General features: G+C 42.8%; 3 protein-coding genes. 1 reads left to right on the top strand and 2 read right to left on the bottom strand.

Annotated elements, in window-relative coordinates; genetic code table 11:
- Positions 1–14 precede the first annotated feature (14 nt).
- A complete protein-coding gene (locus tag ACE1CC_RS20240; RefSeq protein ID WP_413272241.1) occupies positions 15–812 on the bottom strand; it encodes a potassium channel family protein in 798 nt (265 codons plus the stop codon).
- Positions 813–952: 140 nt separating this feature from the next.
- Positions 953–2,224: a TIGR00341 family protein gene (locus ACE1CC_RS20235; protein WP_413272240.1), complete on the bottom strand. Its 1,272-nt coding sequence runs from the start codon at positions 2,222–2,224 to the stop codon at positions 953–955.
- Positions 2,225–2,418: 194 nt separating this feature from the next.
- On the opposite strand from ACE1CC_RS20235, the gene ACE1CC_RS20230 reads away from it, so the two are divergent.
- Positions 2,419–5,214, top strand: a complete 2,796-nt coding sequence (locus tag ACE1CC_RS20230) for a two-partner secretion domain-containing protein (RefSeq protein WP_413272239.1) — start codon at positions 2,419–2,421, stop codon at positions 5,212–5,214.
- Positions 5,215–5,342 lie beyond the last annotated feature (128 nt).

Genomic DNA, 5,342 nt, shown 5'->3' with positions numbered 1-5,342 from the left:
CAACTACGTACCTTTTAATCTCGATTTACTAAAGTTTGAATCTCCTGACGTAAAGCCATAATTTCCTTTTGCAATGCTACAATTGACTTTGCTCCTGCTATCTCACCTTCATCACTATCAGCATCACGACCAATAAAAAATGTGGCAATTGTAGCAGTAACATAACCAAAAACCGCCGAGGCATATAGCGCCAATAAAAAACAAAGTACTCGACCTTCAGCAGTTTTTGGTGAATATTCCGAACCCATAGTTGTAATTAACATTGCTGTCCACCAAAGGGCGTTACCATAACTTTTTAATCCAGATTCATCAGCAACTTGACTTTCAAAAGCATACATTCCAGCTGCACCCATCAAAGCCACAATTATAGTTAATGCCAACACATAACCAAAACCTCGACGATGAACCGTTGCTGCTAAAGCTTTCATTCCTTGATTAGTCCGAGACATTACTCTTAATAATTGCAATCCTCGCACCGCACGAACTGTCCGCACAATCCGAAAAATCCGAAAAATTCGCAAGGCAGGTAACAGCAGCGAAAGCGCAGTTAACCAGTTTCTTCTTAAATAAGCAACTTTGCGAGGCGCTAAACTAAACTCCAGCAAAAAATCTAAAATAAAAATAATCCAAATAGTAGTGCTAACTGCATCTAATATTGGTGTAAGTCCCCGAACTAACTCAATAATAAATAACAACAGCCAGACTAAAGCTAAAATTAACATTGGCATTTCTAGCCAATCTTCCCACTGTCGCAAAACCTCGTTGCGTTCTTGTTCTAAAGCTTGTTTTTCTTCCAAATTTAGATTGTTCATGACTTCAATACTAATACCCAACTTTAGCTATTCAATATCTTGGGATAACCTAAAAATTCTGGTTTTTCCCAAAATATTACCCATGAAACTTAGTAAAAGGTACAGCAGTAAAAAAGCTGGTAATCGACGCAATAATAAAATCATGGTTCTAGCACATTTACACTAACCAAAGGAGTCACATTAAAATCTTTTTCCTCTAAGCGATTTTGCACAGCGCGAGTAATGCGATCGCGAATCACTCCATCCGACACCTTTACCCCCGGTTTACGTTGTACATAAACAACCGAAAGTAGCGTATTTTGTCCGGGAATTTCCGGGCGAGTAAAACGCACATTTGACTCAACTAATTCAGCTAAACCTACTTCTTGAACTGCTTTTTGTACCTGCACATTTGCCCGTTGAGCACGAGTAGAACGTTCCAAACTCGGAGAATTGAAAAATTGCCAAGTTAAAAGTCCGACAAGGGCAATCAAAGTAACACCTAAAGCAGCTGGAAAAACTCCCTTTTTCCCTCGTTGATAACGACTTCCTTGAATAGATAAACCAAAAATTCGGAATAAAATTGCTGCTGTTAAATTGATGCCGCATAATTGCAGCAGGAGCAAAAATAATCCACCTTTTACTAAATCCCATCTGCCAATAGCACAAGCCATTCCCACAATACCCGCTGGTGGTGCTAAAGAAGCCGCAACTAACATTCCCGTTGCCGCACCAGAAACCAAACTGCTACGCTCAGATTGGACTAAATTTAGTGCTCCCGCTGCACCTGCGGCAATGGGTAACAACACCGCTACTGCTGAAACTTGGCTGCGATCGATCATCAAACTAGTAGGAATTTGTTGTTGCAATATTAGACTCAGAAGAAAAGTTATCAAAATTGTCACAGCCAAGGCGCTAAAATAACGCAACAAACTGCGCCAGAGTAAATAGCGATCGCCTCTAGCACTAGCAATAGCCACATTCATCGCCGGACCCGCAAAAGGTGCAATTAACATCGCCGCCACTAACAAATAACTCGTATTGGTATAAAGTCCAATCCAAACTACAACCCCTGCAACTGCCGCATATCCCAGAAAACCTCGCCAAGAACCAATACTTTGCAAACCAGAAAGAAAAATCTCGATCGGACTACGTTCTTCCACATCTTTAACTTGTTGTGGTGCTTCTGATGCAGGAGGTTGCAACGCCATCACACCAGTAGGCGTTAGAGTAATATGAACTTGTGATAAATTTTGTAACTCTCCTAACAACTTCTCTACTTTTTGATTAGAAATATTTACAATGACGACATCGATCTCTCCGTCACCGTTGCTAGCCTCGAATTGTGCCAAATTCGCCCCATTGTGAGATTTAGCAAGATCGAGAACCGTTTTTCCTTGTCCTTTTGGCACCTGAATGATTAACTGTCGCATATCACCCGCATTTTACCTTCCTGCTGCAAATATCTCGCGTGGATATGGCGATCGCTCTCTAGCTATGGGTATATATTTGATTCTGAGTAGCCGGAAAACTTAGTGCGATCGCAGCATAATTAATGGGGAATTATAAAATCATAAGTTCTCCCAGCTGATGAAATAGATTGCATCGTCTCCTTAACAAATAAAATATGAATAATTACTTAAAACAACTAGGCACGATTTCCCTGTTATTGCTGAGCGCTAACAATCCCCTGTCAGCACAAGTAATTCCCGATGCTACACTACCCAACAATAGTGTTGTCATTCCCCAAGGAAACAGCTTTCGCATTGAAGGCGGGAGCACAGCAGGAAGTAATTTATTTCATAGCTTCAGAGAATTTTCTGTCCCTACAGGCGGCGAGGCATTTTTCAACAATGCCCAAAATATTCAGAATATTTTTAGCCGTGTTACCGGGCAAAATATCTCGAATATTGATGGGTTAATTCGCGCCAACGGCAGGGCTAATTTATTTTTAATTAACCCCAACGGAATTATATTTGGGCGAAATGCTCAATTAAATATTGGTGGTTCTTTTATTGGTTCTACTGCTAATAGTATTCGGTTTTTAGATGGAACTCAGTTTAGTGCTGTTAATCCAACTGCGCCATCTTTGTTAACAATTAATGTACCCGTTGGTTTGCAATTTGGAGCGAATCCGCAAAGCATTACCAATCAATCCCAAGCTACTAGTTTAATTCAACTACCACCTCTAGAGCCGCGAATTCCTATTCCGACAAATGTTGGTTTAGAAGTTTTGCCCGGTCAAACATTAGCTTTAATAGGCGGAGATTTAAATTTAAATAATGGCAATCTCACCGCTTTTCAAGGCGAAATTCAATTGGGTAGTGTGGCGAGTCCGGGTTTAGTTAGCTTGTTACCAACTGCAACAGGCATAGCTTTAGATTATTCCGGGATTAGCAATTTTGGCAATATTGAATTATCAGGAAGTGCTTCAGTTAATACAAGTGGTTTGGGTGGGGGTGCGATTCGAGTTAGGGGAGGAAATGTGACTTTGCGCGATCGCTCTTCCTTAGTTTCCGATACGCTAGGAAATCTCGATGGACGGGGGATAAATATTCAGGCAAATCAATTTAGATTGAGCGATCGATCCTTCATCGGTGCTACAAGTTTAGGTGCTGGTGCCGGAGGAGATATTACTATTAGCACCACAGACTTAATTCAACTTACAGGCAGCGGATTTGCTGAATTTCGTCGGATTATTTTTGATGCTGCTTTAAACGGAACAATTAACCCATTAGAACGGCAAGCAGGCATTTTTGGGGGAACAGCTTTAACTGGAAAAAGTGGAAATATTACCCTTGATACCAGACAATTAATCTTGCGAGAAGGGGCAGGTGTCAGCAACCCCACATTTACTTTAGGCACTGGCGGAAATGTGACGATTAAAGCCTCAGAATTAGCAGAATTCGACAGTTCCGGCGCATTTGCCACAACATTTGGTCAAGGCAATTCTGGTTCATTAAATATAGATACAGGAAAGCTAACAATCCGCAATGGAGCAGCAATTTCTACCTCAACTTTCGGTGCAGGTAACAGCGGAAATATAAATGTGAGAGCAACTGAATCAGTGTTAATATCCACAGAACGCGCCGATAGTTCAGTAAGTACTGGCTTTGCTACTAACACAATTGGCAGCACAGGAACAGCGGGAAATATAGAAATTAATACGGGATATTTGCTGTTAGAAGAAGGAGGAGGGATATCTTCTGCCAGCGGATTTGTTGCCATAAATCGGCTAATTCCTGCTAGCGGTAAGGGAGGAAATTTGACAATTAATGCCACAGAATCAGTACAAATAATTGGTACTTCCTCGGCAATTACCAGCCGTGTTTCTCGCTCTCAAATTATTACCGGGACAGCAGGAAGTGCTAACTCTGGCGATTTGACAATTAACACCAGACAATTGATTATCCGCGATGGTGGCGCAGTTGGAGCCTCGACAGTCGATGCAGGACAAGGGGGAAAAGTCACTATCAACGCTTCCGAGTTGGTCGAAGTTAGCGGTAGAACTAGAGATGGGGCATTTTCTAGTTTCATTGTTACGGCATCTGGAGATCCTTTAGTGGCGAGTTTGTTCCCATCGAATCCCACAGGTGCAGCGGGGAATTTAAGTGTGACTACAGGCAGATTGATTCTTCGAGATGGCGCAATTATCAGTGTAGAAAGTTCGGGAACGGGAAATGCTGGTACTCTGAATGTGGTGGCAAATGCGATCGCCCTTGACAACAAAAGCAGCATCGATGCCTCCGTTCGCTCTGGTGAAGGCGGAAACATCAACCTCCAAGCACCAGAAATCCGCCTACGTCGAAATAGTCAAATCAGCACAAACGCCGGAAATGCAAATGGCGGCAACATCACCATTAACACCGATAATTTAGTAGCTTTGGAAAATAGCGACATTACCGCTAACGCAGTCCAAGGTACAGGCGGCAGAGTTAGCATCACTGCCCAAGGTATCTTCGGCACTCAGTTCCGCCCACAACTCACACCCCTAAGTGATATTACCGCCTCTTCCGAACTGGGTGCTCAGTTCAGCGGCATTGTGGAAATTAACACTCCCGAAGTTGATACAAGTGCTGGTTTAGTAGAATTACCAGAAAACTTTACCGATATCAGTAATCAAATTGTCGCTGGTTGTTCAGCTTCAGGGGGTAACAACTTCGTGATTACCGGAAGAGGCGGCTTACCCGAAGATCCGAATCAAACCCTAAGAAGTAACACCGTTTGGCGCGATTTACGCGCTTTTGTCCAGCAGGGGAACAGAGGGGCACAGGGGCACAGGAGCACAGGGGCACAGGAGAGATCTGCATCTTCAACTCCCCCCACCCCCCTACCCTCCTACCCCCCCACCTCTTTTACTGAGGCTACTAGTTGGAAAATAAATTCGTTTGGTCAGATAGAATTGATCGGTAATAGTTCATAAAACCATAGACAAATATCTCAGGTCTTATTTTGTAGGTGTTACCCTAACTGGGTGAACTACTACACCCTCTATCCCATTGCTCGCAGAGCGTTTGGGACTGCTTGTAGTCTTTTACTCGTCCCCTTTAG

Source organism: Floridaenema aerugineum BLCC-F46 (assembly GCF_041929345.1).
GTDB lineage: Bacteria > Cyanobacteriota > Cyanobacteriia > Cyanobacteriales > Aerosakkonemataceae > Floridanema > Floridanema aerugineum.
Note: the sequence above shows the minus strand (reverse complement) of the source record. Positions and strands in the feature narration are given on the sequence as shown.